Genomic DNA, 26,032 nt, shown 5'->3' with positions numbered 1-26,032 from the left:
ACAGTTTTCGCTGTTTTCCAAAAGCCTCGGATTGTTACAGGAATCGTTGTTGAGTCAATTTTCACGGATCCAGGTTAAGTATTTTGTTCATTCTTTATCTTTTCGTGCTCAGCTTGCAGTTTTTTAAATTCTGCCTCAAGATATTTAATTTCTTTTTGCAGTTGTTCTTTGGTTTTATTTAATCCTTCTATTTGATATTTTCTCTTAGAACGGATTATCGCTAAGCTATTTTCTTTGGCTGTGATTTCATTTTGTCTTTTAACATATATATAACCGATGAACCAGAAAGAAAGAAAGCTTAAAATGATAATGTAGTATAATAGAGAATTCATTTTTCTAAAGATAAAATGTTTTACTCTTGACTCTTGTTCTTGGCCCAGGTTAGTTTTTCTTTATCTAAGTATCCAAGGACCACCAAAGCATCGATTAATTCGAGATTGGAATTGGCTTTTTTGATATAGTTTTTGGCTTTTTCAAGCTGTTCATTTGTTATTAATCCTTCGAGTTTGAGTAAGTTAATGGGGTCGGGCTTTTCTTTTTGAGTTGATTTTGGAGTAGGCTGTTCGACTTTTTTTTCTTCAGTTAATTTTGTTTTTAGATTGTTTGCCTGTTTTTTTAGAGCTTCAACTTCAGCCTTTAATTTGCGATATTCTTCTGTCAGGTTTTTCTCTTCTTCTTTTAAGGTCTGTAATCGGGATTGAGCCTGCGAGTTGATCTGGACATAAAGCAGGGCGTTAATAATTGCGAAGATGAGAAAAATAAGAAGATATAAAAGCAAAGTCATTGTTGTTAATTTTTTTTCGATCTATTTGCTTGGAAAGTTTATGATTTCCCCTTGCCTTTTCGCTAGAATATGAAGTTTAAAAGTAGGCAAATCGCTGGCCATCCCAAAAAAATGTTTCCTTAAATAAAAACATTATAGAATATTCCAGCTTGATAGACAAGACTAGGTTAACAAAAAATAATAATCAAAAGCTTAGGTATAAAGAGTTTATTAGTATCGTGTCAGTAGTAGTTTTTTTCGTCACTATGAAGATTTAGGGTGAGTTTAAATAGTGAATTTTTGTTTTTCCTGTGTACTTTTTTTACATAACATGTTTAAAAAATTTTATAAACTCAATAAGCTAAACTAGTTTGAGTCTGTTTAAGATAAAGGAGAATAAAAAAATGTACAAGTTGATTATCAATTTAATAATGGTTTGTCTTTTTATCACTGGGTGTACAGCGTGGAAGTCAACAAAAAACTTTTACAAAGAATATATAAATCCAGATCCGGAAGTTGACCTACAAGCCAATGGGTTGGATAATAAACAAGAGGAATATTTTGCAAAGATTTTATATCCTATGGATAGGCAGCTAAGCGATGTTTTGCACAGGTTAGATGTTCAGGATAGTTATCCCGATGAAGTCTGGTTTGAGCAAATGTTGAAGGACTTTCCCTGGTTAAATGGTGTGGCCGCTATTGATAGAAATGGTCATATTTTGCTTAAGCGTCCTGCCTACTCCATGAAGACATTGAATTTTAGTGGGCTACTTACAAAAAGTTTGCGAGTAAATGAGCCAAAAGTTCGTGTTTGTGTCCAAGATTCGGTTTTTGGCCCGGAAGTATACCTAGGCCGACCTTTTTTTAAAAATAACCAAGTTCAGGGGTTCCTGGTGGTACATTTTGATCCCAGAACATGGGCAAGTTTAAGCCCCAGGCCTGAAGAATTGGCGATTATTGCTGAGGGGAAACTTATTTGGGCTGGTAAGTACGGAGAATTGAGTAAAGTGTTTACGCAAAGAAATAGAACCGAGATGCTTAAAAACAGTGTCTTTGGTCAGTTGGAGGTCAAGGATAGGAATTTTTATTGGTTCTCTAGATCACTGGAGGAAAATTGGCTCATATACTTGATGGCAGAGAGTAAGGGGGGATGAGATGCGTCAAATTACTGTAACAGAACATTTACTTGTGCATCAGAAAGCAAGTGCAATGGCTACCGGTCGATTTACTCGGCTGTTAAATGAATTAATATTAGCAGCTAAGATAATATCCAGAGAGGTAAACAAAGCTGGTTTGGTAGATGTTTTGGGATTTACCGGGGAGGTAAATGTCCAGGGAGAACAGGTGAAAAAGCTGGATGAGTACGCCAACAGGGTCATTATCCATCGTATGGAGAGAGCAGGGGTTCTGTGTGCCATGGCCTCTGAGGAGAATGCCGATTTAATAGAGATCCCGGCAAAATTTGGTCAGGGAGATTATATTTTGATCTTTGATCCCCTGGATGGCTCGTCAAATATAGATGTCAATGTGAGTATAGGCACTATTTTTTCCATTTACAGGCGTAAAGATGGTACTCGGCCAGTTGTTTTGAGTGATGTGCTCCAAAAGGGGGCAGATCAAGTGGCTGCAGGTTATTTTATTTACGGTTCATCAACTATGATGGTTTATACGACAGGAAATGGAGTGCATGGTTTTACTTTGGATCCCAGTGTGGGCGAATTTTTGCTTTCTCATCCGGATATTAAGATTCCGGAACAAGGCAAGATATATTCAATTAATGAAAGTTACTGGCATTACTGGGATGAACCTACTAAGCAAGTTGTTTCTTACTTTAAATCCCCTGAAAATGAGATTAATAGGCCATATTCCTTACGTTATATAGGTTCCTTGGTTGCTGATTTTCACCGCAATTTGCTCTATGGTGGTATTTTCATGTATCCAGCCGATTCAAGAGACCCCAAAAAACCTTCTGGAAAGCTCAGGTTACTATGCGAGGCCAATCCCATGGCCTTTATTGCCGAGCAGGCAGGTGGAATGGCTATTGATGGGCAGAGAAGGATTTTAGATATTGAGCCACAAGAACTGCATCAGCGGGTGCCTCTGTTCGTAGGATCGAAAAAGGATGTCCAGAAAGTAGCAGACATTTACAAGTGTAGTACATAGCAAGTTGAGAAATTGAACGGTAAAATTTAAGCTGGTTTTATATAGGTTCGACTGTTTTTCGAAACGGAGGTTATTCTTTTTTCTCGCGATGAAAGAGTGTGAAGTGGTAAAGAAAAAGGCAGGTGCTATATACCAGGTAATGACCGTGATTTCAGATATTGCTGATCAGACAAATTTACTGACCCTTAATGCAGCTATTGAGGCAGCTAGAGCAGGCGAGGCCGGTCGTGGTTTTGCTGTAGTGGTCGATGAGGTGCGCAAACTAGCGGAGAAGACCATTGAAGCAATTTAGATTGGAAGTTCTGAGAAGAGGTAGTATCTAAATAGAAGTTAAATAAAATCCCGCTTTAAGCGGGATTTTATTTTTTTAATTTTATTGACTGTTTGTTATCAATTCGGTAATTCTCTGAAATTCTTAGAATAATTATATGGACGGGATTTAATTCGGAGTTTAGAAGTAATTTGTTATTCTTTTTTTTGTGAGATAGTAATTATGTGAGAACTTTTAATATTGAGACCTTCAAACCACAATCTATGGAATAATGCTCTGTTTAGGAATTGAGACTTCATGCGATGAAACGGCTTTGGCCTTGGTGGATAAGGGCAAGCTGATTGGCGAAAGTATTGCTTCGCAAATAGATATCCATTCAATATTTGGTGGTATTGTGCCGGAAATAGCCTCCAGGGAACACCTGCGCACATTAGTTCCCTTATTTGATGATTTACTCCTAAAATGTGGAGTAGACACAAAAGATATCCAGCTTATTGCTGTGGCAAGAGGTCCGGGGCTTCTTGGTAGTCTTTTAGTCGGGTTGGGTTTTGCCAAAGGCTTGACCTTAGCCCTAGATAAGCCTCTGGTTGGGGTAAATCATCTTTATGCCCATTTGCTGGCAGCTGGTCTGGAGCAAGAAATCGAGTTTCCGTCTTTGGGGCTTTTGGTCTCAGGCGGGCATACGCATATTTATTTTATCCGATCGCCGTTTGATTTTGAGCTGCTGGGCAAGACCCTTGATGACGCTGCCGGTGAGGCTTTTGATAAGGTAGCTAAGTTCCTGAATTTGCCATACCCGGGAGGGGTGTATATTGACCGGTTCGCACAGAAGGCTGATCCTGATCCTGGTCTTTTCCCCAGGCCTTATATTGACAACGACAATTTAGACTTTAGTTTTAGCGGATTAAAGACTGCGGTGGCCAATTTTCTTAAAAAGAATAATCATTTAGCATTGAAGAGCATGGATGAAGTTGTTCCCGGATTTACGCCTGACCTTGAATTGGCAACGGTTTGTGCCTCCTTTAACTGGACTATAGCTGAAACTTTAAAGATCAAGTTAAGCCGAGCCTTAAAAAGAGTTAAACCTAGAAGTATTATCTTAGCTGGAGGAGTTGCGGCCAACACTTTGATTCGACAGACTATAGAAGATTTGTGCCAGAAAGAGAATTTGCCCCTGGTCCTCCCTAGTAAAAAACTATGTACTGATAATGGGGCCATGATAGCTTACTATGGAGAAATATTGGGGCTGGCGGGGTTGAAGCATGGCTTGGATTTAGAGGCAATTCCTAGAGGCAAGAAAATCCCCTGGGACTATATAAAAGATTGAAAGAGTGCCCATCGGCAAAGGGTTCTTTAAAAATGGTCTTTTTAAGACTCCGAAACTTTCGGTTAAGAGTCTGTGGCCAAACCTTACTTAAGAGGACAAATTTTCATAATTTTTTTCAATCCTGATTTCTTTCAAGCTGGTGCAAATGCCTGGATCCATCTATAGAGCCTGTGGCCGAACCTTTTATTAACTTAATTTCCAAGGTTTATTTCAGTCTTGGTTTCTTTCATGCTGGTACAAAGACTTGGACCCATCTAAAACTTGCTTGCGGACAGAGCATAATGGGACACTTTGGGCAAACAAATATTCTTTTTATTATCGATAGTTATGGCAAATAGTCCCCGATATTTAGCTTTGTCACCCCGATGCTCTGTTCTTCCGCAAGCTTCGTTAAGATTGGGTTACCCAAGCCGTTTGTAATGCATTTCAGAAACCAAGACTTTCAATCAGCGGTTAAAATGGGGTATGGCCACAGGCTCTTAAAATATTAACCAGTACCTAAAATATGGGTCAATGAGCGATTTTACAGAAAAATTGATTAAAGTAGGCATTGCCCTGACCAGAACCAGGGAACTGGAAAATTTTTTGGAGCTCATCCTGGGGGTCTAGGGGGGCAAGGGCTGGAATTTGTGCTGACTATGGTTTTAGAGGCTTTTTAATAACTATATATTTCAATGCCAGGCCTAATGACTGGCGCTATTTGTCCTGCGAGCGGTTAAAATTCTCAACTATTTTCCAGTATAATAAATTTGTACCTTTTATCACTTTTTTTGTACCTCATATCGAATTTGAAGTGCAAATTTTCAAGAAGGTTAATATTACATTTCTGAAATTCCACAAGGAAAAATTGATGAGGCAAGCTATTGGCCAAAACTTTGACCCCAAAAATTCTGGAAAATCAACTGGTGCTGGCATTTTTGAGTATACTGGTGAGGGCGTATTTAACTCAAAAAGTGAAAATTAGTTACAACCTACTTATTTATAAGCCTGAATCCGTGAATTGAATCCTTACCTCGTTATAATCATTGACCATGTTGAACGCCAGAGCAGGCTACTTCTTTCGCGCGTGCATGGACACAACTATGATATTGTGTTCGCTTTTTAAAGCAACAGGTATTCTTTTTGTAGATGTGCGGGAGAGCTGTCAGCGCTCTGGGGAGTTTGACATGAAGTAATTCACGGATGGAGGTTAAAACCTTTTTAAGGAGGACATGTATGTCTAAAAAAGCGACTATCGCGTGGACCAAGGTAGATGAAGCTCCAGCTCTTGCAACATATTCTTTATTGCCAATAGTACGGGCAATGACCAAAGACGCCAATCTAGAAATTGAGCTTAGAGATATTTCATTGGCTGGAAGAGTTCTGGCTCAGTTTCCAGATTACCTGCCAGAAGAGCAAAGAGTGCCAGATGATTTAGCTTTTCTTGGAGAGCTTGTCTTTAAGCCGGAAGCAAATATTATGAAGCTCCCCAACATCTCAGCATCTTTGCCTCAACTTAAAGAAACCATTCGTGAGCTTCAATCTCAGGGTTATGCTTTGCCAGATTACCCAGAAGACCCAAAAACTGAAAAGGAAAAAGAAATAAAAGCACGCTATGATAGATGTATAGGTAGTGTGGTTAATCCTGTTTTAAGGCAGGGAAATTCAGATCGAAGACTGGCTCAGGTTGTCAAAGAGTTCGCCAAGAAACATCCTCATAAAATGAGAGATGTCGATCCTCGTTCCAAAAGTTATCTGGCTCATATGGTTAGTGGGGATTTTTATGAAAATGAAAAATCTGTAACAATTGAAAAAGATACTAAAATCAAGTACGTTTTTACAGATAACAATGGTCAGGAAACAGTTTTAAAAGAAATTGAGGTTGGAAAGGGAGATGTAGTTGATGCGACTTTCATGAATAGACAAAAGCTGCGTGATTTCTTTTCGCAGGTAGTTGAAGATGCTAAAGAAAAAGACATTCTTTTTTCTTTGCACGTAAAAGCTACAATGATGAGAGTTTCTGATCCTGTTATCTTTGGTGACGCTATCAGGGTTTACTATAAAGAATTGTTTGAAAAATACAATAAAGAGTTGGAGGAGATTGGATTTAATCCTAACAATGGCTTGTCTGATCTTGAGGCAAGATTAACCAAATTGCCAGAAGATAAGCAGGCTGAGATCAAGAAAACATTAGAAGAAATTTATGCCAGGCAGCCAAGGCTGTATATGGTTGACTCAGATAATGGCATTACTAACTTGCATAGACCTAATGATGTTATTGTCGATGCTTCTATACCTGCAGTCATTAAAAATGGTTTAAAAGGCTGGGGGCCATCTGGAGAAGTTGACGATTGTGTTATTACTGTCCCTGATAGAAGTTATGCTACAATGTATCGTGAAATAGTGGAAGATATTAAAGTGAGAGGGCAGTTTGATCCAACTAAAGTAGGTAGTGTTGCTAATGTTGGCTTAATGGCAATGAAAGCTGAGGAATATGGTTCGCACGATAAAACATTTTTCCCTCCTGCTGATGGTACTATAAAAGTTGTTGATGGAGATGGAAAAATATTACTTGAGCATTGTGTAAATGAAGGAGATATTTATAGAAGCTGTATTACCAAAGATAAGGCAATTAGAAATTGGGTTAAGCTTGCTGTAGATAGAGCAGAAGAGAGTGGATGGACTTTAGTTTTTTGGCTTGATTCATTTAGAGCCCACGATAGAGAAATCATTAAGAAGGTTAAAGAAGAATTACCTAAATATAACCTTGACAATATTGATTATTACATCAAACCACCTCAAGATGCTATGAAGTTTACTTTAGAAAGGTTTAGAAACGGTGAAGATACTATTGCAGCAACAGGTAATGTACTAAGAGATTATTTAACTGACTTGTTTCCCATTATTGAAGTCGGAACAAGTGCTAGGAGCCTTTCTATCGTTCCACTTATTGCCGGAGGTGGTGTGTATGAGACAGGTGCTGGAGGTAGTGCGCCCAAGCATGTTCAACAATTTGTCAAAGAAGGACATTTGAGATGGGATAGTTTAGGAGAGTTCTTGGCTTTTGCTGAATCATTACAACTTGCTTACAAGCAATCTGAAGATAAAAAATTGCTTATTATAGCAAATGCTTTGTCTAAAGCTATTGGTAAATATCTTGATAATGATAAAACACCAAAGAGAAAGGTAGGAGAACTTGACACGAGAGGAAGCCATTTCTATCTTGCACTTTACTGGGCCCAGGCTCTGGCTGAACAAACTGAAGATGAGCAACTGGCACAAAAATATGCCAAAGTAGCTAAAGAGCTGGAAACAAATGAAGCAAAAATATTAGAAGAGATCCAGGCAACAGAAGGATCTCCTAAAGACATCGGCGGATATTATCATCCTGATAAAGAGAAAACTGAGTTTGCCATGCGGCCAAGTAAAATTTTTAGGGACATTATTGACTCCCTTTAAATTAATTCCCTGAAACCGTGAATTTATCTAATCATGACCGTTTTGAATATCAGAAAGAGGACTGTCCTTCCCGCACCTAATCGGATACGGTTGTATTAAATGAACTTCAGTTTTCAAAACAATAGGCCTTCATCCTTAGGTGCGGGGAGACAGTTCCAACTTAGACGGTTTAGATTTGAAATAATTCACGGCTTCATGTTGATAAGCTAGACAAAGCACTTCCTTTGAAAGGAAGTGCTTTGTCTATTTTTCTTAACTTTTTGTTTAAGTGTTAAGTTTTATTTAGCCTAAATCCTTGAGTTTTATTGTGCTTCGTTATAGTCCTTGACCATTCTGAACACCTGAGGGGGGCTGTACCTGTGCACTATTATACATTCTCCAGAGAATGGAATTGTAAAGAAAGTATATGTCTCTACACGGTGTTAATTGTGCAGTCGGGTAAGACTATTAGAGTTGGTGCTTCGGATGACAGTTTGGTCGTTGAAGCGCTGCTACCCATGCAAGATGTGGTTTATGTGTAACCCGGATGCTTTTACCGCGCAGTATGGCCGTACCTTTTAGCTGGCCAGTGTAACTTTAATACGGGATTATCTTGAATGGGAAGGACAAAAATATCGCCATTTCCCGATATGATTGTGCTGGTCAATATTAAGACAGGCGAGCGCACCATCCTGGAATATCTACTTGATCCCTACCTGGAACGATTGCCCCACGCCTTTACTGAAAGCTTAATTATAACCAACTAAAATGACCGGAGCTAATTGTCCCGTGAACGGTAAAAATTCACAACTATTTTTCCTGCATAATAGGTTTGTACCTTTTATCACTTTTTTTGTACCTCATATCGAATTTGAAGTGCAAATTTTCAAGAATGTTAATATTAACTTTATTAAATTCCACAAGGAAAAAAATGAGGAGAGAAACTAATGGCCAAAACCTTGACCCAAAAAATTCTGGAAAGTCATCTGGTCGTGGGCGAGTATGAGCCTGGGAAAGAAATAGGTATTCGCATAGACCAGACTTTGACTCAGGATGCCACTGGCACCATGTGTAACCTTCAGTTTGAGGCTATGGGCATTCCCAGGGTAAAGACTGAACTTTCAGTTAGTTATGTTGACCACAACACTATTCAGGCTGGTTTTGAGAATCCTGATGATCACAAGTACCTACAAACAATGGCTGCAAAATACGGGATGATTTATTCCCGTCCCGGCAATGGTATTTGTCATCAGGTACATCTGGAGAGGTTTGCTGCTCCTGGCAAAACCCTGCTTGGTTCTGACAGTCATACCCCAACTGGTGGCGGCATTGGCATGGTAGCTATTGGCGCTGGCGGTCTGGATGTTGCCGTGGCTATGGCTGGCGGGCCGTTTTATCTCACCTGTCCCAAAGTGGTTCGCATCAATTTGACAGGTAAATTGCCTGAGTGGGTGACTGCTAAAGATGTAATTTTAAAAGTACTGGAGATTTTTGGCAGCAAAGGCAATGTCGGATGCGTGTTTGAATATACAGGCGAAGGAGTAAAAACACTGAGTGTTCCTGAGCGGGCTACCATTACCAATATGGGCGCTGAGTGTGGGGTGACCTTTTCTATTTTCCCCAGTGATGAAGTGACCAGAGAATTTCTAAGGGCACAGGCCAGGGAGACAGATTGGGTGCCGCTGGCTGCTGATGAAGGCGCTGTTTATGAAAAAGAGGTGGAAATTAATTTAAGCGAGCTTGAGCCGATGATTGCCTGTCCGCACAACCCTGGTAATGTGAAAAAGCTGGCAGAAGTGGAAGGGCTGGCTGTTGATCAGGTTTGCATTGGTAGTTGCACAAATTCTTCTTATCGCGATCTTATGATCGTGGCTGAAATGCTGGATGGCAAGGTTTGTCATCAGGATGTGAGTTTTGTTGTTGCTCCAGGTTCCAGACAGGTTATGCGTATGCTGGCAGAGAACGGAGCGCTGGATAAATTAATTGCTGCTGGTGCCAGAATAGCTGAAAGCGCTTGTGGTTTTTGTATCGGCAATAGTTGTGCCCCGCGCAGCAATGGCGTGTCTTTACGGACCAGTAACCGCAATTTCTTGGGGCGCTGTGGGACAAAGTCAGCAGATGTTTATTTGCTTAGTCCTGAAGCTGCTGCTGCTGCTGTTATTACCGGCAAGGTTACTGATCCGCGTGCATTGGAGATAAGCTATCCTGAGATTATTCAGCCTGAAATGTTCTTAATTGACGACACCATGTTTATCGCTCCGTCACCAGAGCCAGAAAAGATTGAAATTTATCGTGGCCCAAATATTGGCGAGCCTCCAGTGAATGATCCCATGCCTGAAAAGATAGATGGCGTGGTAACCATCAAAGTTGGTGATGAGATTACCACCGACCATATCATTCCAGCGGGCAGCCGGATGAAATATCGTTCCAATGTGCCCAAATACGCAGAATTTGTCTTTGAGGTTCTGGATCCGGAATTTCATATCCGGGCCAAGGCCTATAAAGAGAAAAACAAACATAATATAATTGTTGGTGGTCTGAGTTATGGTCAAGGGTCTTCCAGAGAACATGCGGCAATTTGTCCCATGTATCTGGGGGTAAAGGCCGTTATTGCCAGATCTTTTGAACGCATCCACGCGGCAAATCTTGTGAACTTTGGTATTGCTCCGCTGCTATTTCTCAATGAGGCCGATTACGAGGATGTTGCTCAGGATGACGAATTGGAGATAGCGGATATGCGGGAAAAGATTAAGGCTGGCCAGGATCTGACAGTTGTGAATAAAACCAAAGGTAAAAGTTTTACCGTAACTTATCAGCTCTCAGACCGTCAGAAAGAGATCCTTTTGGCTGGTGGAACACTTAGCTATATGAAAATGAAAGCGTAAGGAGAGTATCATGGCACAACGCGGCATTAGAGAATATGATGCAAAAAGAATGCTGGCAAATTATCTGAAAGATAATCTGCCAGAGATTGCTTTTGAATTTAAGGGCGTTTTGGTTACACCTGAAACAGATTGGGACGTCCTGGTAAAAGAAAATCCCTGGTTGGCTACTGAAAAGTTGGTAGCCAAGCCGGACCAATTGTTCGGAAAGCGAGGCAAGCATGGCCTGGTCCTGGTAAATGCCAGCCTGGATGAGGTAAAGGCCTGGATTGGCGAAAGAATGAACAAAGACGTGACCATTGGCCAGGTGACCAATGAGTTGAATTGTTTTTTGGTCGAGCCATGTGTTCCACATGAGAAGGAATATTATTTGGCCATGACCACAGAAAGAGAAGGAGATAAGATTTTTATTTCTGCTCATGGCGGTGTAGATATCGAAGAGGTATGGAACACAGTCAATGAAGTATTTATTCCTATTCTTGCCAAAGAAAATATTGAGGAAAAGATTGCTCAGGCCATTCCAGAAGAAATAGAGAATAAGGAAGCTGTAACTCGCCTTGTAAAGGCATTATATGACTTCTTCGTTGATTATCATTTTACCTACCTAGAGTTTAATCCCTTTGTTTTAGAGGGGAACAAGTTTTTCCCATTGGATGCAGTTGCCCGCCTGGACGATACCGCTCAGTTCGAGTGTGTGGAGAAGTGGGGCGATCTTACCTTCCCAACACCTTTTGGACGCAAGAGCACTCCGGAAGAGGCATATATCAAGCAGTTGGATGCCAAGAGCGGTTCATCAATGAAACTCACCGTGCTTAATCCTAAAGGCCGGATCTGGACAATGGTGGCCGGCGGCGGCGCCAGTGTTGTTTATACCGACACCATTTCTGATCTTGGTGGGGCGCAGGAACTGGGCAACTATGGCGAATATAGCGGTAACCCCACCACAGACGAGACCTATGAATATGCCAAGACACTTCTTGACCTTATGACCAGAGAAAAAGATCCGCAGGGCAGGCCCAAGGTGCTGATTATAGGCGGTGGTATTGCCAACTTTACCGACGTGGCCAAGACCTTTGATGGCATTGTTAAGGCTTTGGAAGATTATACCGAGAAGTTAAAGGCCGTGAATGCTAAGATTTTTGTGCGCAGAGGTGGTCCCAACTATGAAAAGGGTCTCGCCAAAATCAAGGCTGCAGGCGAAAGGTTAGGCCTTAGCATTGAAGTTTACGGTCCAGAGGCCCACATGACCAGAGTTGTTAAACTGGCCTTGGAAGAACAAGCTGCTTAAGGAGGACACAATGTCAAAACCGGAATATTGTTTGTTTGATAGAAACACCCAGGCCATTATTTATGGCTATCAGCAAAGGGCAATCCAGCGGATGCTGGACTTTGACTATATCTGTAGACGCGAGACCCCCAGTGTGGCTGCCATTGTGGCCCCAACGCGTAACAACGGTTACCATAAATGTTTTTTTGGCAACAAGGAAATCTTGATCCCAATTTACAGGGAGTTTGATGAAGCTGTTGAAAAGCATGCAAATGCTGATGTGGTGGTCAATTTTTCATCCTATCGTTCTGCCTATCCCACGACTATGGATGCTCTGGCCAAGGACACCATCCGTACTGTGGCCATTATTGCTGAAGGCATACCCGAAAGATATGCCCGTATAATAGCGGCTACAGCCAAGGAGATGAACAAGTGCGTTATTGGTCCTGCCACTGTAGGCGGAATTGCTGCCGGCGCCTTCAAAATAGGAAACTCAGCAGGAACCCTGGAAAATATTATTCGTTGCAAACTCTATCGACCTGGCAGCGTCGCTTTTGTTTCTACATCAGGCGGTCTGTTTAACGAGTTGAATAATATTATTTCTCAGGCCACAAATGGAGTTTATGAAGGTATAGCTGTAGGTGGCGATTTATATCCTGGCTCGACCTTTATTGATCATTGTTTGCGCTATGAAGCCAACCCGGACATCAAGATGATGGTTGTCCTTGGTGAGCTGGGTGGTAAAAAAGAATATGAAGTAATTGAGGCCATGAAGGCCGGTAAAATTACCAAGCCTCTTGTTGCCTGGTGTACTGGGACCTGCGCCAAACTTTTCCCGGGCGAGGTACAATTCGGTCATGCAGGCGCCAGGGCCGGTGATGATTCCGAGACTGCCGAGGCTAAAAACAGAGCCTTTAAGGAAGCAGGTGCCATTGTCCCCAAATCTTTTGACGAGCTCAGGAAGGTCATCAGGGAAACTTTTGAGGACTTAAAGGCCAAGGGGGTTATTCCTGAGTTGGAAGAGCCAGAAGTCCCACCTGTTCCTGAAGATTATGCCGAGGCAAAAGCAAAAGGCAAGGTACGCCGGGCAACCAGTTTTATCTGCACCATCAGCGATGATAGCGGCGAAGAAGCTACATATAATGATATTCCCATTAGCTCGGTTGTCGAGCAGGGGATGGGTATTGGAGATGTCATTGGTTTGCTTTGGTTAAAATGCCGTTTACCGAAATGGGCTAGCGAATATATTGAAATGTGTATAAAGATTGTTGCTGATCATGGCCCCTGTGTCTCAGGTGCCCACAATGCTATCGTTGCTTCCAGAGCCGGAAAGGATCTGGTTTCTTCACTGGCGAGCGGACTCCTGACGATTGGACCCAGATTTGGCGGGGCCATTGACGGTGCTGCCTATTATTTCCGCAAGTTCTGTGATGAAGGCAAAACTCCCAGGCAGATGGTTAACGAGATGAAGGCCGCTGGTACCTTGATTCAGGGTATTGGGCATAAAATTAAGAGTGTACGTAATCCTGACAAGCGGGTTGAACTGCTTAAGAATTATGCCAAAGAGAACTTCCCCTCGACCAAATATCTGGACTATGCCCTTGAAGTAGAAAAGGTGACCACGGCTAAGAGGGGTAACCTGATTTTGAATGTGGATGGATGTATTGGAGTTTTGTTTGTGGATTTGCTGGCTAACTTAGGGTTCAGTTCAGAGGAAATCGGCGAAATTATTGATGCCGGAACATTGAATGCAGTTTTTGTTCTTGGCCGCAGCATTGGCATAATCGGTCATATTCTGGATCAGAAACGGCTCAAAGCCGGACTTTATCGCCATCCAATGGATGATATCTTGTATGCTACAGAGCCTCCACGCGAAGTAAGCTAATGAACATTCGATTAGGCTAGGCTTTAAAAAAAACAATGCGGGGGATTTCCCCCGCATTGTATAAGTTTTAAGTGTTAAGTTTTAGGTGTTAGGGAGAGGATATGTCTACGGTCCACACTACACTTAAAACTTAACACTTAAAACTCTATAAAAATAAAAAGAGGAGAAAGATGCGCAGACATAAGGTATCGATTATTGGTGCTGGAATGGTAGGTTCTACAACTGCTCATTGTTTAGCTCAAAAAGATATAGCAGACATAGTATTATTGGACATCAAAGACGGCCTCGCTGCGGGCAAGGGTCTGGACCTATTTGAAGCCTCGCCAATTAATGCATTTCATGGTCAAATTCAGGGAACAACGGATTTTGCCCAGACCAAAGGCTCGGATTTAGTGGTGATAACAGCTGGCTTGCCACGTAAGCCTGGAATGTCCAGAACGGAATTGATAGGAATTAACGGAAAAATTGTTGTCAATGCTGTTAAAGAGTGTATAAAATATTCACCAGAAGCAAAAATTATTATTGTCACTAATCCTGTTGATGCCTTGACCTATGCAGCCAAGAAACTTGTAGGTTTGCCACAGGCTCAGATTATGGGTATGTCAGGGATGCTAGATTCTAGCCGGTTACGTACCTTTATCGCCATGGAATTAGATGTTTCCCCTCAGGATGTTAAAGCAATGGTAATCGGAGCCCACACAGGGTCAAATATGATTCCTTTGCTTCGTCTGGCCAATGTAAATACAGTTCCATTGCCTGAATTGTTGGAACAGGAAAAGTGGCCAAAGATAATAGACAGGACAAAGAACGCAGGTGCAGAGATAGTTAGTTTATTACAGATCGGTAGCGCCTATTATGCTCCTGCAGAAGCGACAACAGAGATGGTTGATGCCATTTTGCGTGATAAGAAGCGCCTTATGCCATGTTCTGTATGCCTGGAAGGAGAATATGGCTTATCAGATTGTGCTCTTTGCGTACCTGTAATTTTAGGAAAAGATGGGGTCGAAAGGGTTATTGAGATAAAACTCACTGATGATGAAATGCAAGAAATGGCCAAAGGTGCTAATGTGATTAAAGAGATGATAGAGTGTATCGATGTTTGATTAAATTCAAGGAGAAGAAAATTGCGCGTTGCCTTAAATCTTCAGGACAATTTACTGAAAAAGGTTGAGGAAATAAGTGGCGAAAATGTTTTTGCCTGCTATCAGTGCGGTAAATGTTCTGCAGGCTGTCCAATGGTTGCAGAAATGGACCTTTTACCCAATCAGGTGATCCGTTTTCTGCAGATTGGCGCGGGTGAGGCAGTATTAGAAAAGCGTACTATATGGCTTTGCGCCAGTTGTTTTACTTGTGCTGCTCGCTGTCCTAAGGGTGTAAATTTAGCCAGGATGATGGAAGGTGTACGGGTGGCCATCTTGCGTCAGAGTAATGCCGACCAGGTTACCCCGCCTGAAATGGTCAAAGAGCCACTTCCTCAGATTGCGCTAATCAGTGCCCTGCGCAAATTTACAACTTAGAAGCTGGAAATGCTGACGGATAAAGTCTAAAGTTATTTTTCTGGTAACCAGTTTTATTCAGCTTTTACCTTTCAGCATTGAGCCAAATAATAAGGAAGGCAGATATGGAGATTGCTTATTTTCCCGGATGCACGTTGAAGACGACAGCAAAATCATTTGAGACATCAGCCTTAGCTATAGCCGAGTCATTAGGACTTAAAATTAAAGAATTGCCAGAATGGACTTGTTGCGGAACAGTCTATTCATTGGCCGAAGACGATTTAATGAAGCAGCTAGGCCCTATAAGGACTTTGGCTAGGGCAGAAGGCTTAGGTTATAGTACACTGACAACTCTTTGTTCAATGTGCTATAATACATTAGTTCAGGCGAAGCAATTTGTAGCAAAGGACTCGGATCGGCTCCAGAAGATAAATACCTTTATGGAAGAAGAGTCTGACTATACAGGCACGGTGGAAATCAAACATTTTTTGACTCTTCTTATGGAGCTGGGCTTAGATAGGATTAAAGAAGCAGTGCAAAATGATTTGGCAGGCAGAAAAATTGCCTGTTATTATGGATGTTTATTGTTGCGTCCACAGAGTGCGTCAATTGATGATTGCGAACAGCCACAAATTTTAGAGCAGCTCATGCAAGCCTTAGGCGCTGAACCGGTATTTTTCCCGTACCAGGTTGAATGCTGTGGTAGCTATTTAACAGCGGTAAAACCTGATATTGTGGCCAGGCGCGCATACAGGATTTTAGAAAATGCAAGAGAAAATGGTGCGGAAGCGGTCATAACGAGTTGTCCTTTATGTTCGTTTAATCTCAAAGAGCGCCAAAAAAATATTAAGGCCATTTATTCAGGTTTTAAAGATATACCTGTGTATTACTTTACGGAAATTATGTCCGAAGCATTAGGAATTACAAAAACAGTGGAGAACAGCTAATGCGCATTGGAGTATTTATCTGTCATTGCGGTAAGAATATAGCCGGGGTAATAGATATAAAAAGGCTGACTAATTCTGTAGCCGAACTAGAAGAAGTCTATTACGCAACCGATTATGTATACCTTTGTAGTGAACCCGGCCAAAAAGCAATCCAGGATCAGATCAAGGAACTTGGCTTAACCCATATAGTTGTAGCTGCCTGTAGTCCCAAGATGCATGCTACAACTTTTGCGCAGGCCTTGGAAGACGCGGGAGTAAATGCTTATCTGCTTGAGATTGCTAACATCAGGGAACAATGCTCCTGGGTTCATCCTCATGAGCCTGAAGAGGCTACCGACAAAGCTTTTGAGCTGATTAAGGCTGGTGTGGCCAAGGTCGGTCAGGCTGTTCCTTTGCAACCACTAAGCGTTCCTTTAAACAGAAAAGTACTGGTCGTTGGGGGAGGGATAGCCGGGATTCAGGCTGCTTTGGATATCGCCAATGGCGGTTTTGATGTGTACTTAGTAGAAAGGACGCCATCCCTGGGTGGACACATGGCCCAATTAAGCGAGACCTTTCCTACCCTGGACTGCTCGTCATGTATTCTCACACCTCGTATGGTAGAAGCAGCCAAACATCCTAAGATTCATCTATACACCTATTCCGAGGTCAAGGAAGTCCAGGGTGTAGTGGGGCAATATAAAGTAAAGATAGAGCAAAAACCGCGCTATGTTGACCCGGTGAAATGTACTGGATGTGGTGACTGTACCGAAGTATGTCCGGTGATTGTGCCCAATGAATTTGAGCAAAATCTAGGTGGACGTAAAGCTATATATGTTCCCTTTTCCCAGGCAGTACCTCTTAAATACACAATTGATTTGGAAAACTGTCTGAATACAAGAAAACTTGTTGTCTGCGATCAATGTTATAGGGCCTGTGGTCCCAAAGCAATAAATTATTTGATGGAGCCAAAAGAGGAAGAGATTGAGGTCGGGGCCATTGTTGTGGCAACCGGATATGATCTCATGCCTGTTGAGGATTTGAAAGAGTATGGCGGCGGATTGTATCCGGATGTTGTGTCAGGCCTTGAATTTGAACGATTGGTTACGGCTTCCGGACCAACTAGCGGTGTAGTCAGGCGTCCATCCGACGGCAAAATCCCTAAGCGGATCGTCTTTATTCAATGTGCGGGCTCGCGTGATCCTGAACACGGTTGTGCTTACTGCTCAAAGATTTGTTGTATGTATACTGCAAAACACGCCTTTATGTTTAAGCATGCTGTGCCTGATGGTGAGGTATTTGTATTTTATATTGATGTGCGAGCTGCGGGCAAAGGATATGAGGAATTTGTGCAGCGGGTTATGGAGGAAGAGAGGATTGCCTATTTGCGGGGCAAGGTATCTAAAGTATTTCAGCGTGATGATAAATTAATTGTATGGGGATCTGATACATTAACTGGTATGGCAGTGGAAATCGAAGCTGATATGGTTGTGTTGGCTCCAGCGGTTGTGCCAAGTAAAGGAGCAAAAGAGCTGGCCAAGCTTTTTAAGACGCCAGTTAATGAATATGGATTTTTAGATGAAGTTCATCCAAAACTCAGGCCTGTTGAGTCTTCGGCTATGGGGGTTTATCTGGCCGGAGCAGCTCAGGCGCCCAAGGATATCCCTGATAGCGTATCTCAGGCTAGTGCGGCTGCAAGCAAAGTCCTGGGTCTCTTTTCTCAAGAAGAGTTGGCTCTAGAACCGATCAAGGCAGAAGTTAATCTTGATAATTGTGACGGATGTGCGCTTTGCGTCGGAGTTTGTCCCTATGGGGCAATATCTTTGGTTCAGGATGAGCCTGACGGTCCGAGGCATATCCAGGTACATAAGGCCTTATGTCAGGGCTGTGGAGTGTGTATGGCTACCTGCCCGAAGGAAGGAGTCAATGTTGCTGGATTTACCTTAGCGCAACTGCGAGAGCAATTAAGGGCTATGTTGAAGTAGGCGAAGGGCTAAGGGGTGAGTAATTAAAGTAAATTTTGATTTAAGGACGGATAAGATGCTTAAAGCAAAAAGAAAATTATTAAATGCGGACAAATTACAGGTTCCTTGTGGCCGGCCTGTTGTTTTTGAGGAAAGGTGTAAAGGGTGCAGGCTGTGTGTAGAGTATTGTCCAAAACAGGTTTTAGAGATGTCAAAAGATTTTAATGAAAAAGGGTATCATTACCCACAACTTAAGCAGGGTCAGGAAAAAGATTGTATTAATTGCGGTTATTGCCAGGAAGTATGTCCTGATTTTGCGATATATGTAGAGAAAGTAACCAGTTAGCGGAGCGAGGGACAAAATATGGGAAAGGATGTTTTAACAGGGGTACATTTTATGAGTGGCAACCATGCCTGCGCTGAGGGTGCGATAGCAGCAGGCTGCCGTTATTATGCAGGCTATCCGATTACACCTTCAAATGAAATAGCCGAGAGAATGTCATGGCGTCTTCCGCAGGTAGGTGGTATTTATATTCAAATGGAAGATGAGATTGCTTCGATGGCCGCCATCGTCGGAGCTTCATGGGGAGGGGCAAAGTCCATGACTGCTACCTCCGGTCCAGGTTTTAGCCTGATGCAGGAAAATCTGGGGCTTGCTGTTATGACAGAAGCTCCATGTGTCATTGTTGACGTTCAGAGAGGCTCCCCTTCGACAGGATTGCCAACTCTTGTTGCCCAGGCCGATGTAATGCAGGCCAGATGGGGCAGTCATGGAGATTATGCCACTATATCCATTTCTCCTTCTTCACCGCAGGAATGTTTTGATTTTATGATTAAGGCCTTTAATTTGGCAGAGACCTGGCGGGTGCCAGTCGTTATGTTAAGTGATGAGAGCATTGCTCATTTGTCCGAACGAGTAGTGATTCCTGAGAAAAAGGATATAAAGACTGTTTTTAGAAAAGTGGCGACCGGTCCTAAAGAAGGATTTTTGCCTTTTAAGGTGGGAGATGATCTTGTTCCTGAAATGCCCATAGCAGGCACTGGCTATAGGGTACATGTGACTGGTCTTACTCACGATGAGCGGGGATATCCGGATTTAAGCCACCGGATGCATGAGCAACTTGTGCCCAGGCTGGTCAACAAGATAAAACAAAATGCTGAAAAGATTATTGAATATGAAGAATTTATGATTGATGATGCCGAAATAGTGCTAATAACATTTGGAGTGTCCACGAGGATCTGCCGCGCTGTGGTTAAACGGGCCAGGATGGATGGTTTAAAGTTGGGCATGCTGCGTCTGATAACTGTATGGCCATTTCCTGAGCAGAGGGTGATTGAACTTTCAAAGCAGGTCAAGGCGATGGTTACAGTTGAGATTAACCTGGGGCAGCTGGCATTGGAGGTAGAAAGAGTGGTCAAAGGCAGATGTGAGACATACCTCATTCCCAATGCTGGCGGAGAAGTCCATGAACCAGATATGGTATATGCCAGGGTAAAAGAGATTGCTCAAAATAGTTAGTTTAAGATGGAGAGAACAAAATGTCAGAAATAAAGCATCCTTCAGGGAAATTAGTCAGAGAAGATCGTATGCCCCATATTTTTTGTCCGGGGTGCGGAATTGGGGGTACGATTAGCAATATAGCAGAGGCCCTGCTGGAGAGCGGTCAAGACCTGGATAAGTTTACCGTTGTATCAGGTATTGGTTGCTCCGGTCGTGCAGCGGGGTATTTTAAGCTGGATGGGTTTCACACCACACACGGACGGGCAGTAGCTTATGCTACCGGGCAGAAATTGGCCAACCCTGATCTGAATGTGATAGTTTTCAGCGGAGACGGAGATTTGACCACCATTGGGGGAAACCATTTGATCCATGCTGCTCGCCGTAACATGGATTTGATTGTTATCTGTATCAATAATTTTAACTACGGTATGACTGGCGGGCAGATGGGCGGAACCACACCGACTTTGACCAAGACGACTACAAGTGTCTATGGAAATTTTGAGACTCCGTTTAATGTGCCGCTGCTTATGACTGCCTGCGGAGCCAATTATGTGGCTCGTTGGACTTCAGCCCATTCTCATTACATAAAGAAATCTTTTCACGAAGCCTTGGAGAGGGAAGGATTCAGGTTCATAGAGGTCATTTCCGCCTGCCCAATTAACTGGGGACGTAGAAACAAGATGCGCACGGGCATAGATTTGGTTAAATTTTTCCTTAATCAAACAGTGGTGAAGGAAAATCCTGATCCCCAAGATGCGGTTATCCAGATGGATACGCCTATTTTGTGCGGTGTGTTTGCAGATAAGGGACGCCCTGGCCTTTTACGCTCCATGCATGAGGTGCTGTCTCCCAAGGTGAAAGTTGAGAAGTTTAGAGGTGACGGAAAAGTAGAAGTGCCAGAGACTAAGGAAGAAGCTCCGGAGATTGTCAGCAGTCCGAAGAAGGTGGAGCAGGTCAAAATAAAGCTTGGTGGTCTTGGCGGACAGGGAATTGCTCTTCTGGGCCTGATTATGGGCCGTGCGACGTGTATTTTTGATGGTAATGAGGCAGTGTACTCTCAGGAATACGGAGCAGAAGCGAGGGGTGGTGCGTCGGCATCTAGCGTTATTATTTCGTCAGAGAAGATAGATTACCCTTATATTAAAGTTCCTGATGTTATGGTGCTCATGGCCCAGGCTGCTTTTCGCAAATATAAGTCTGAGATACAACCGGGCTGTACATTGTTTATTGATAAAGACTTGGTGAAACCAGAAGACTTGCCGGAAGATGTAAAAGTGTATGCTGTGCCTGCTACGCGTATGGCCGAAGAGGTAGGGCGTAAAGTAGTTGCCAATATAGTCATGCTAGGTTTTATCTCCGCTTTGACTGACTATATCAGCCTGGATGCAGTACAGTCAGCTCTGAAAATGTCAGTGCCCAAAGGAACAGAAGAATTTAACCTGAAGGCCTTTCAGGCTGGTTATGAATACGGGGAAAAGTTGAAGAAGGAAGAAGCATAGGAGGCCGAGATGGCAGAACAGGAATATACCATTGGTGAAAAGACCATTGTTTTAGAGGGCACAAAGAGGATACCCATTTATATAATGGGTAAACGCTATGAGGTCCTGGAAGGGCTTACTATTATGAAGGCCCTGGAGTTTGCCGGTTATCAAATTAAAAGAGGTTGCGGCTGTAGAGCAGGTATTTGTGGCGCTTGTGCCACGGTTTATCGCCTTAAAGATGATTACCGGCTCCGTTTTGGTCTGGCATGTCAGACCACGGTTGAGCCGGACATGTACCTGACACAGATTCCCTTTGTGCCTGCTAACAAGACTGCTTATAATATGGATGAAATTACCCCTGATGTAGGTACAATTGAGAAACTGTATCCCGAAACATTTCGCTGTTTGGCCTGTAATACCTGTACCAAAGCCTGTCCCATGGAGATTCCGGTAATGGACTATATACAGGCTTTGATGCGTGGCGATATTGCAAAAGCTGCTGAGTTATCACACAGTTGTATTATGTGTGGCATGTGTAGCATGCGTTGCCCGGCAGAGATACAGCATTTCCACGTGGCCATGCTCGCCCGGCGATTGTACGGCAAGTATATTCAGCCAAAGGCCGAACATCTGGCTAAAAGAGTGGAGCAAATTGAGGCAGGTAAATTTGAGTGGATGCTAGATGAACTAGAAGGCCTCTCTGATGAGGAATTAAAACAGAGGTATAAAGATAGAGAATGGGAGCCGGAACCATACGATCCGGCCTGGAAACCTCAAGACACTAAATATTTGATTCTGGAATAATAGAGTTTAGAGAGAAGAAGGCTACCTGCTACGAACTATGAGCTATTAAAAGGGGAAAGAGATGAAAAAATCTGGATATCCGGAAAGTTTGCAGGAGACGTTGGCCAAGGTAGAAGAAACCAGGCCAGAGCGTCTTAAGGAAGCAAAAAAGCAAAAATATTTTCCAAAATTATCGCCGGATGAATACCGGGGGGTATTGGAGAAATATCACCCTGATTATAAGCCTGAAGGTCGGAAGCCGTTGCAAGTCGGACCAAATAAAGGAGATTTGTTGCAACCCGAATTAATCGAAGTCTTACAGGGACGGCCTTGGATTGATCCGGCTACATTTGCCTCAAGGCTTAAATCTCCTGATTTTAGCACTGATGTATTGATCATTGGAGGAGGCGGTGCTGGGAGCGCTGCTGCTATTTTGGCCACGGAGCAAGGTGCTGACGTTATTATGGCTACCAAATTGCGTCATGGTGATGCCAATACTGTGATGGCTGAAGGCGGGATCCAGGCTGCTGACTTGCCTTATGATTCCCCCTACTTTCATTTTTTGGATACAATTGGTGGCGGACACTTTACCAATGATAAAAAGTTGGTTCGGGCCCTGGTAACAGACGGTCCTCTGGTCATGAAGTGGCTGGAAGATCTCGGGGCTATGTTTGACAAGGAACCAGACGGGACCATGAAGGAGCTCAAAGGTGGCGGGCTTTGCCGGCGGAGGATGCATTCTTCAGCAGATATGACCGGCTCAGAAATTATGCGTGTCTTGCGAGATGAAGTCCGCAACCGCGAAGACAAGATCAGGGTCTTGGAATTTTGTGCAGCTGTTGAATTGTTGCTCGATGAAAGTGGGGCTATCGGCGGAGCCGTACTCTATAATTTGGATACTGAAGAATATATCGTTGTTCAGGCCAAAGCAGTAATTTTGGCCACAGGTGGTTCAGGCCGCTTACATTTGCATGGTTATGCCACCACCAATCATTATGGAGCTACGGGAGATGGCCTTGCCCTGGCTTATCGTTTGGGCGTGCCTCTGCGTAATTTGAAATACGCCCAGTTTCATCCCACTGGAGCTGTATATCCTGAGCAGTGCGTGGGTATGCTTATCACAGAAAAGGTAAGGACATTAGGTGGTGAGCCTGTAAATTATCACGGTGAGAGGTTTTGCTATCCTCTGGAGCCAAGGGATGTCGAGGCCGCTCTGTTTATCCGCGAATGTCTGGAGCGGGGCAACGGTATTGTCACCCCCACCGGTAGAGTTGGTATCTGGCTTGATTCACCAATGATCGATATGTTGCATGGTGAAGGCACAGTAGCCAAAGCCCTGGCCGGCAAATATTTGCAATTTAAGCGTTACGGTATTGATATAGCTAAAGAGCCCATGCTTATCTTCCCCACTCTGCATTATCAGAATGGTGGACTGGAGATTAATGAATACGGAGAAACTAGAATCCCAGGATTGTTTGCAGCGGGAGAAGTATCTGGCGGGGTGCACGGCGATAACCGGCTGATGGGTAATTCCTTACTCGATACCAATGTATTTGGCCGTCGTGCGGGTGCAAAAGCCGCCCAATTTGCCAACCAGAGAAAGGAGGTCAAGTCTCTAACCCTAACGCATGTAGAAAATTACTTGAAAGAGCTGAAGCAGGCTGGCGTTGAGCCTGAGATGAAATCTCCTGTGGTATTACCAGACTATAGAAATCCAGAGGTAGTCCAGAATTAGTTGAGCAGTAAAATGGTTAAATAGTCGAGTATGTTAATATAACTAGTACACCAACAAACCAATAAATTAAAAAAGGTGTTGGCTGATGAAAGTCCATGAGTATCAAGCAAAGGAATTATTTGCCCGGTATGGTATTCCAGTGCCCAAGGGCAAATTAGTAACGCAGGTGGAAGAGGTTGAGGATGCAGTTAACGAGCTGGGATTGCCAGTGGTTATCAAGGCCCAGATCCATGCCGGGGGGCGCGGTAAGGCCGGAGGTGTTAAACTAGCCAAGACCCTGGATGAGGCACGCGAAATCACCCGGGAAATGTTGGGCAAGCCCCTGGTTACTCACCAGACCGGAGGGCAGGGAACTATAGTGCGCAAAGTCCTGGTGGAAGAGGCCGCGGCCATTAAAAAAGAATTTTATGTAGGTATGGTTATTGACAGGGCTAAACGCTGCCCGGTTATGATGGTCAGCCCGGCTGGTGGAATGGAGATCGAAGAACTGGCTAAAGAAAAACCTGAGTTGATTTTTAAAGAGCCGATTGATCCGTTTTTAGGATTACTACCTTTTCAGTGTCGTTCATTGGCCTTTAAGCTTGGCGTAGATATTAAGAGTGGCGGTAAACTGCTCGCTGCTTTGTATAAGCTTTTCATCAGCCTGGATTGCTCTCTTGCAGAGATCAATCCCCTTATTTTGACAGAAGATGGACGGCTCTTGGCCATTGATGCAAAATTGAATTTTGATGACTCTGCCCTATTCAGACATCCTGATGTAAAGGAAATGCTTGATCCTGATGAATTGGATCCATTGGAATATGAGGCTTCAAAATATAATCTTAACTATGTTAGACTGGATGGAAATGTAGGGATTATGGTCAATGGGGCCGGCCTGGCCATGGCAACCATGGATGTTATTAAATTGGCAGGCGCAGAACCGGCAAATTTTCTAGATGTGGGCGGAAGTGCTAATGCAGAAATGATCGCGCAAGGGTTTAAGATTATTCTTTCCGATCCGAATGTAAAACTCATTTTTATTAATATTTTCGGAGGAATTTTACGCTGTGACGTACTAGCCCAGGGTGTAATCGAGGCCGCCAAGCAAGTAGATATTCCTGTGCCTATTCTGGTCAGGCTTGAAGGGACCAATGTGGAGCAAGGGCGTGAGATGCTGGCGAAGTCAGGCTTGAATTTTGTTGTTGGTAAAGATCTAAGTGATGCAGCCAGGAAAATTGTAGATATTTTGGGTTAAAGGAGTGTGGAAATGGGTATCTTGGTCAATAAAGAGACGCGTGTCCTGGTTCAGGGAATAACAGGTAGAGAAGGTGTTTTTCATACAACACAGATGCTGGCCTATGGGACTAAAGTAGTCGCAGGCGTAACTCCAGGAAAGGCTGGTCAGCAAGTAGAAGGTGTGCCCGTATTTAATACGGTTGAAGATGCCGTGCAGGAAACCGGGGCCAATGCATCGGTAATTTTTGTTCCCGCGGCCTTTGCCTGCGATGCTATTTTTGAAGCAGTTTCTGCCGGAATAAAATTGGTAGTTTGTATTACCGAAGGGATTCCAACACTGGACATGATGAAGGTCAAACGTTACTTAGCCGGTCACCCGGATGTTGTTGTCATTGGACCTAACTGTCCAGGTCTTATTGCGCCACCTGTTCAGTGCAAAATGGGTATTATGCCGGGCCATATTCACACACCGGGGCCTATTGGCGTGATTTCGCGCAGCGGTACCCTAACTTATGAAATCGATTATCAATTGACTCAGGCAGGATTAGGTCAGAGCACTTGTATAGGGATTGGCGGAGATCAGATTCCAGGGACCAATTTTATAGATTTGCTTAAGCGTTTTAAAGATGATGATGAAACCCAAGGTGTGGTCATGGTTGGCGAGATTGGAGGGACTGCTGAGGAAGAAGCTGCCGAGTGGATAAAACAAAATTTTAATAAACCAGTAGTCGCCTTTATTGCAGGTAGAACTGCTCCTCCGGGTAAGCGTATGGGCCATGCTGGAGCAATTATTTCTGGAGGCCAGGGTACTGCCGAAAGCAAAATGGAAGCTTTAAGAGCTGCCGGGATTTATGTGGCAGAGGATTTAGGTACTCTGGGCCAGACAGTTAAGGAAGTAATGGGCTTGTAGTTGTTTAAAGGCAACTAACACTTACATAGAGAAGGCATAAGGCATA

21 protein-coding genes and 1 pseudogene are annotated in these 26,032 nt (G+C 43.3%); 20 read left to right on the top strand and 2 right to left on the bottom strand.

The annotated features are described in order from the left end of the window. Positions 1-74: 74 nt before the first annotated feature. Both AC3WVG_RS01375 and AC3WVG_RS01370 read right to left on the bottom strand, forming a co-directional pair. Positions 75-332: a hypothetical protein gene (locus AC3WVG_RS01375; RefSeq protein WP_488796384.1), complete on the bottom strand. Its 258-nt coding sequence runs from the start codon at positions 330-332 to the stop codon at positions 75-77. Positions 333-352: 20 nt separating this feature from the next. Continuing rightward, positions 353-784, bottom strand: coding sequence for a hypothetical protein (locus tag AC3WVG_RS01370; RefSeq protein ID WP_488796383.1), 432 nt, complete (start codon positions 782-784; stop codon positions 353-355). A 383-nt stretch (positions 785-1,167) separates the two neighbouring features. On the opposite strand from AC3WVG_RS01370, the gene AC3WVG_RS01365 reads away from it, so the two are divergent. From AC3WVG_RS01365 to sucD, 20 genes and pseudogenes are all read left to right on the top strand, one after another. Next, positions 1,168-1,917, top strand: coding sequence for a hypothetical protein (locus AC3WVG_RS01365; RefSeq protein WP_488796382.1), 750 nt, complete (start codon positions 1,168-1,170; stop codon positions 1,915-1,917). Between the two features lies 1 nt (position 1,918). After that, on the top strand, positions 1,919-2,926 hold the full coding sequence (gene fbp, locus AC3WVG_RS01360) for a class 1 fructose-bisphosphatase (protein ID WP_488796381.1): 1,008 nt from the start codon (positions 1,919-1,921) through the stop codon (positions 2,924-2,926). Between the two features lie 31 nt (positions 2,927-2,957). After that, positions 2,958-3,203, top strand: a pseudogene (locus AC3WVG_RS01355) (methyl-accepting chemotaxis protein); the annotation flags it as partial. Between the two features lie 265 nt (positions 3,204-3,468). Further along, a complete protein-coding gene (gene tsaD, locus AC3WVG_RS01350) occupies positions 3,469-4,524 on the top strand; it encodes a tRNA (adenosine(37)-N6)-threonylcarbamoyltransferase complex transferase subunit TsaD (RefSeq protein ID WP_488796380.1) in 1,056 nt (351 codons plus the stop codon). 1,215 nt (positions 4,525-5,739) lie between these two features. Continuing rightward, a complete protein-coding gene (locus AC3WVG_RS01345) occupies positions 5,740-7,962 on the top strand; it encodes an NADP-dependent isocitrate dehydrogenase (RefSeq protein WP_488796379.1) in 2,223 nt (740 codons plus the stop codon). Positions 7,963-8,558: 596 nt separating this feature from the next. Continuing rightward, complete coding sequence (locus AC3WVG_RS01340) at positions 8,559-8,708, top strand: hypothetical protein (RefSeq protein WP_488796378.1); 150 nt, start codon at positions 8,559-8,561, stop codon at positions 8,706-8,708. A 180-nt stretch (positions 8,709-8,888) separates the two neighbouring features. Further along, positions 8,889-10,826 (top strand): aconitate hydratase, encoded by a 1,938-nt coding sequence (locus AC3WVG_RS01335; protein WP_488796377.1) that lies wholly within the window; start codon positions 8,889-8,891, stop codon positions 10,824-10,826. Positions 10,827-10,836: 10 nt separating this feature from the next. After that, the gene (locus AC3WVG_RS01330) at positions 10,837-12,111 is read left to right on the top strand and encodes an ATP citrate lyase citrate-binding domain-containing protein (RefSeq protein ID WP_488796376.1); all 1,275 of its coding nucleotides are present in this window, start codon (positions 10,837-10,839) and stop codon (positions 12,109-12,111) included. Between the two features lie 10 nt (positions 12,112-12,121). Next, positions 12,122-13,975 (top strand): citrate/2-methylcitrate synthase, encoded by a 1,854-nt coding sequence (locus tag AC3WVG_RS01325; RefSeq protein ID WP_488796375.1) that lies wholly within the window; start codon positions 12,122-12,124, stop codon positions 13,973-13,975. A 170-nt stretch (positions 13,976-14,145) separates the two neighbouring features. Next, entirely contained in the window at positions 14,146-15,078 is a 933-nt protein-coding gene (gene mdh / locus AC3WVG_RS01320) for a malate dehydrogenase (RefSeq protein ID WP_488796374.1), read from the top strand. Positions 15,079-15,099: 21 nt separating this feature from the next. Further along, positions 15,100-15,492, top strand: coding sequence for a 4Fe-4S dicluster domain-containing protein (locus AC3WVG_RS01315; protein ID WP_488796373.1), 393 nt, complete (start codon positions 15,100-15,102; stop codon positions 15,490-15,492). A 104-nt stretch (positions 15,493-15,596) separates the two neighbouring features. Further along, entirely contained in the window at positions 15,597-16,418 is an 822-nt protein-coding gene (locus AC3WVG_RS01310) for a CoB--CoM heterodisulfide reductase iron-sulfur subunit B family protein (RefSeq protein WP_488796372.1), read from the top strand. Beyond that, on the top strand, positions 16,418-18,382 hold the full coding sequence (locus AC3WVG_RS01305; protein ID WP_488796371.1) for a 4Fe-4S dicluster domain-containing protein: 1,965 nt from the start codon (positions 16,418-16,420) through the stop codon (positions 18,380-18,382). Before AC3WVG_RS01310 ends, AC3WVG_RS01305 begins: the two co-directional genes overlap by 1 nt. A 55-nt stretch (positions 18,383-18,437) precedes the next feature. Then, positions 18,438-18,707, top strand: a complete 270-nt coding sequence (locus tag AC3WVG_RS01300; RefSeq protein ID WP_252381171.1) for a 4Fe-4S dicluster domain-containing protein — start codon at positions 18,438-18,440, stop codon at positions 18,705-18,707. An 18-nt stretch (positions 18,708-18,725) separates the two neighbouring features. Then, positions 18,726-19,880, top strand: a complete 1,155-nt coding sequence (locus tag AC3WVG_RS01295; RefSeq protein WP_488796370.1) for a 2-oxoacid:acceptor oxidoreductase subunit alpha — start codon at positions 18,726-18,728, stop codon at positions 19,878-19,880. Positions 19,881-19,900: 20 nt separating this feature from the next. Continuing rightward, on the top strand, positions 19,901-21,361 hold the full coding sequence (locus AC3WVG_RS01290) for a 2-oxoacid:acceptor oxidoreductase family protein (protein WP_488796369.1): 1,461 nt from the start codon (positions 19,901-19,903) through the stop codon (positions 21,359-21,361). Positions 21,362-21,370: 9 nt separating this feature from the next. Beyond that, entirely contained in the window at positions 21,371-22,147 is a 777-nt protein-coding gene (locus AC3WVG_RS01285) for a 2Fe-2S iron-sulfur cluster binding domain-containing protein (RefSeq protein ID WP_488796368.1), read from the top strand. Between the two features lie 61 nt (positions 22,148-22,208). Further along, positions 22,209-23,861, top strand: coding sequence for an FAD-binding protein (locus AC3WVG_RS01280; protein ID WP_488796367.1), 1,653 nt, complete (start codon positions 22,209-22,211; stop codon positions 23,859-23,861). An 85-nt stretch (positions 23,862-23,946) separates the two neighbouring features. After that, positions 23,947-25,095: an ADP-forming succinate--CoA ligase subunit beta gene (gene sucC / locus AC3WVG_RS01275; RefSeq protein WP_488796366.1), complete on the top strand. Its 1,149-nt coding sequence runs from the start codon at positions 23,947-23,949 to the stop codon at positions 25,093-25,095. Positions 25,096-25,107: 12 nt separating this feature from the next. After that, complete coding sequence (gene sucD / locus AC3WVG_RS01270) at positions 25,108-25,986, top strand: succinate--CoA ligase subunit alpha (protein WP_488796365.1); 879 nt, start codon at positions 25,108-25,110, stop codon at positions 25,984-25,986. Positions 25,987-26,032 lie beyond the last annotated feature (46 nt).

It is taken from the genome of Desulfovulcanus sp., from assembly GCF_982781345.1.
Note: the sequence above shows the minus strand (reverse complement) of the source record. Positions and strands in the feature narration are given on the sequence as shown.

Coding starts and splice junctions, on each gene's coding strand:
- AC3WVG_RS01310 (WP_488796372.1), top strand. CDS start 15,597: ATGGAGATTGCTTATTTTCCCGGATGCACGTTGAAGACGACAGCAAAA.
- AC3WVG_RS01365 (WP_488796382.1), top strand. CDS start 1,168: ATGTACAAGTTGATTATCAATTTAATAATGGTTTGTCTTTTTATCACT.
- AC3WVG_RS01375 (WP_488796384.1), bottom strand. CDS start 332: ATGAATTCTCTATTATACTACATTATCATTTTAAGCTTTCTTTCTTTC.
- AC3WVG_RS01290 (WP_488796369.1), top strand. CDS start 19,901: ATGTCAGAAATAAAGCATCCTTCAGGGAAATTAGTCAGAGAAGATCGT.
- sucC (WP_488796366.1), top strand. CDS start 23,947: ATGAAAGTCCATGAGTATCAAGCAAAGGAATTATTTGCCCGGTATGGT.
- AC3WVG_RS01330 (WP_488796376.1), top strand. CDS start 10,837: ATGGCACAACGCGGCATTAGAGAATATGATGCAAAAAGAATGCTGGCA.
- AC3WVG_RS01345 (WP_488796379.1), top strand. CDS start 5,740: ATGTCTAAAAAAGCGACTATCGCGTGGACCAAGGTAGATGAAGCTCCA.
- tsaD (WP_488796380.1), top strand. CDS start 3,469: ATGCTCTGTTTAGGAATTGAGACTTCATGCGATGAAACGGCTTTGGCC.
- AC3WVG_RS01300 (WP_252381171.1), top strand. CDS start 18,438: ATGCTTAAAGCAAAAAGAAAATTATTAAATGCGGACAAATTACAGGTT.
- mdh (WP_488796374.1), top strand. CDS start 14,146: ATGCGCAGACATAAGGTATCGATTATTGGTGCTGGAATGGTAGGTTCT.
- AC3WVG_RS01340 (WP_488796378.1), top strand. CDS start 8,559: ATGGGAAGGACAAAAATATCGCCATTTCCCGATATGATTGTGCTGGTC.
- fbp (WP_488796381.1), top strand. CDS start 1,919: ATGCGTCAAATTACTGTAACAGAACATTTACTTGTGCATCAGAAAGCA.
- AC3WVG_RS01295 (WP_488796370.1), top strand. CDS start 18,726: ATGGGAAAGGATGTTTTAACAGGGGTACATTTTATGAGTGGCAACCAT.
- AC3WVG_RS01280 (WP_488796367.1), top strand. CDS start 22,209: ATGAAAAAATCTGGATATCCGGAAAGTTTGCAGGAGACGTTGGCCAAG.
- AC3WVG_RS01305 (WP_488796371.1), top strand. CDS start 16,418: ATGCGCATTGGAGTATTTATCTGTCATTGCGGTAAGAATATAGCCGGG.
- AC3WVG_RS01335 (WP_488796377.1), top strand. CDS start 8,889: ATGGCCAAAACCTTGACCCAAAAAATTCTGGAAAGTCATCTGGTCGTG.
- AC3WVG_RS01285 (WP_488796368.1), top strand. CDS start 21,371: ATGGCAGAACAGGAATATACCATTGGTGAAAAGACCATTGTTTTAGAG.
- AC3WVG_RS01325 (WP_488796375.1), top strand. CDS start 12,122: ATGTCAAAACCGGAATATTGTTTGTTTGATAGAAACACCCAGGCCATT.
- sucD (WP_488796365.1), top strand. CDS start 25,108: ATGGGTATCTTGGTCAATAAAGAGACGCGTGTCCTGGTTCAGGGAATA.
- AC3WVG_RS01370 (WP_488796383.1), bottom strand. CDS start 784: ATGACTTTGCTTTTATATCTTCTTATTTTTCTCATCTTCGCAATTATT.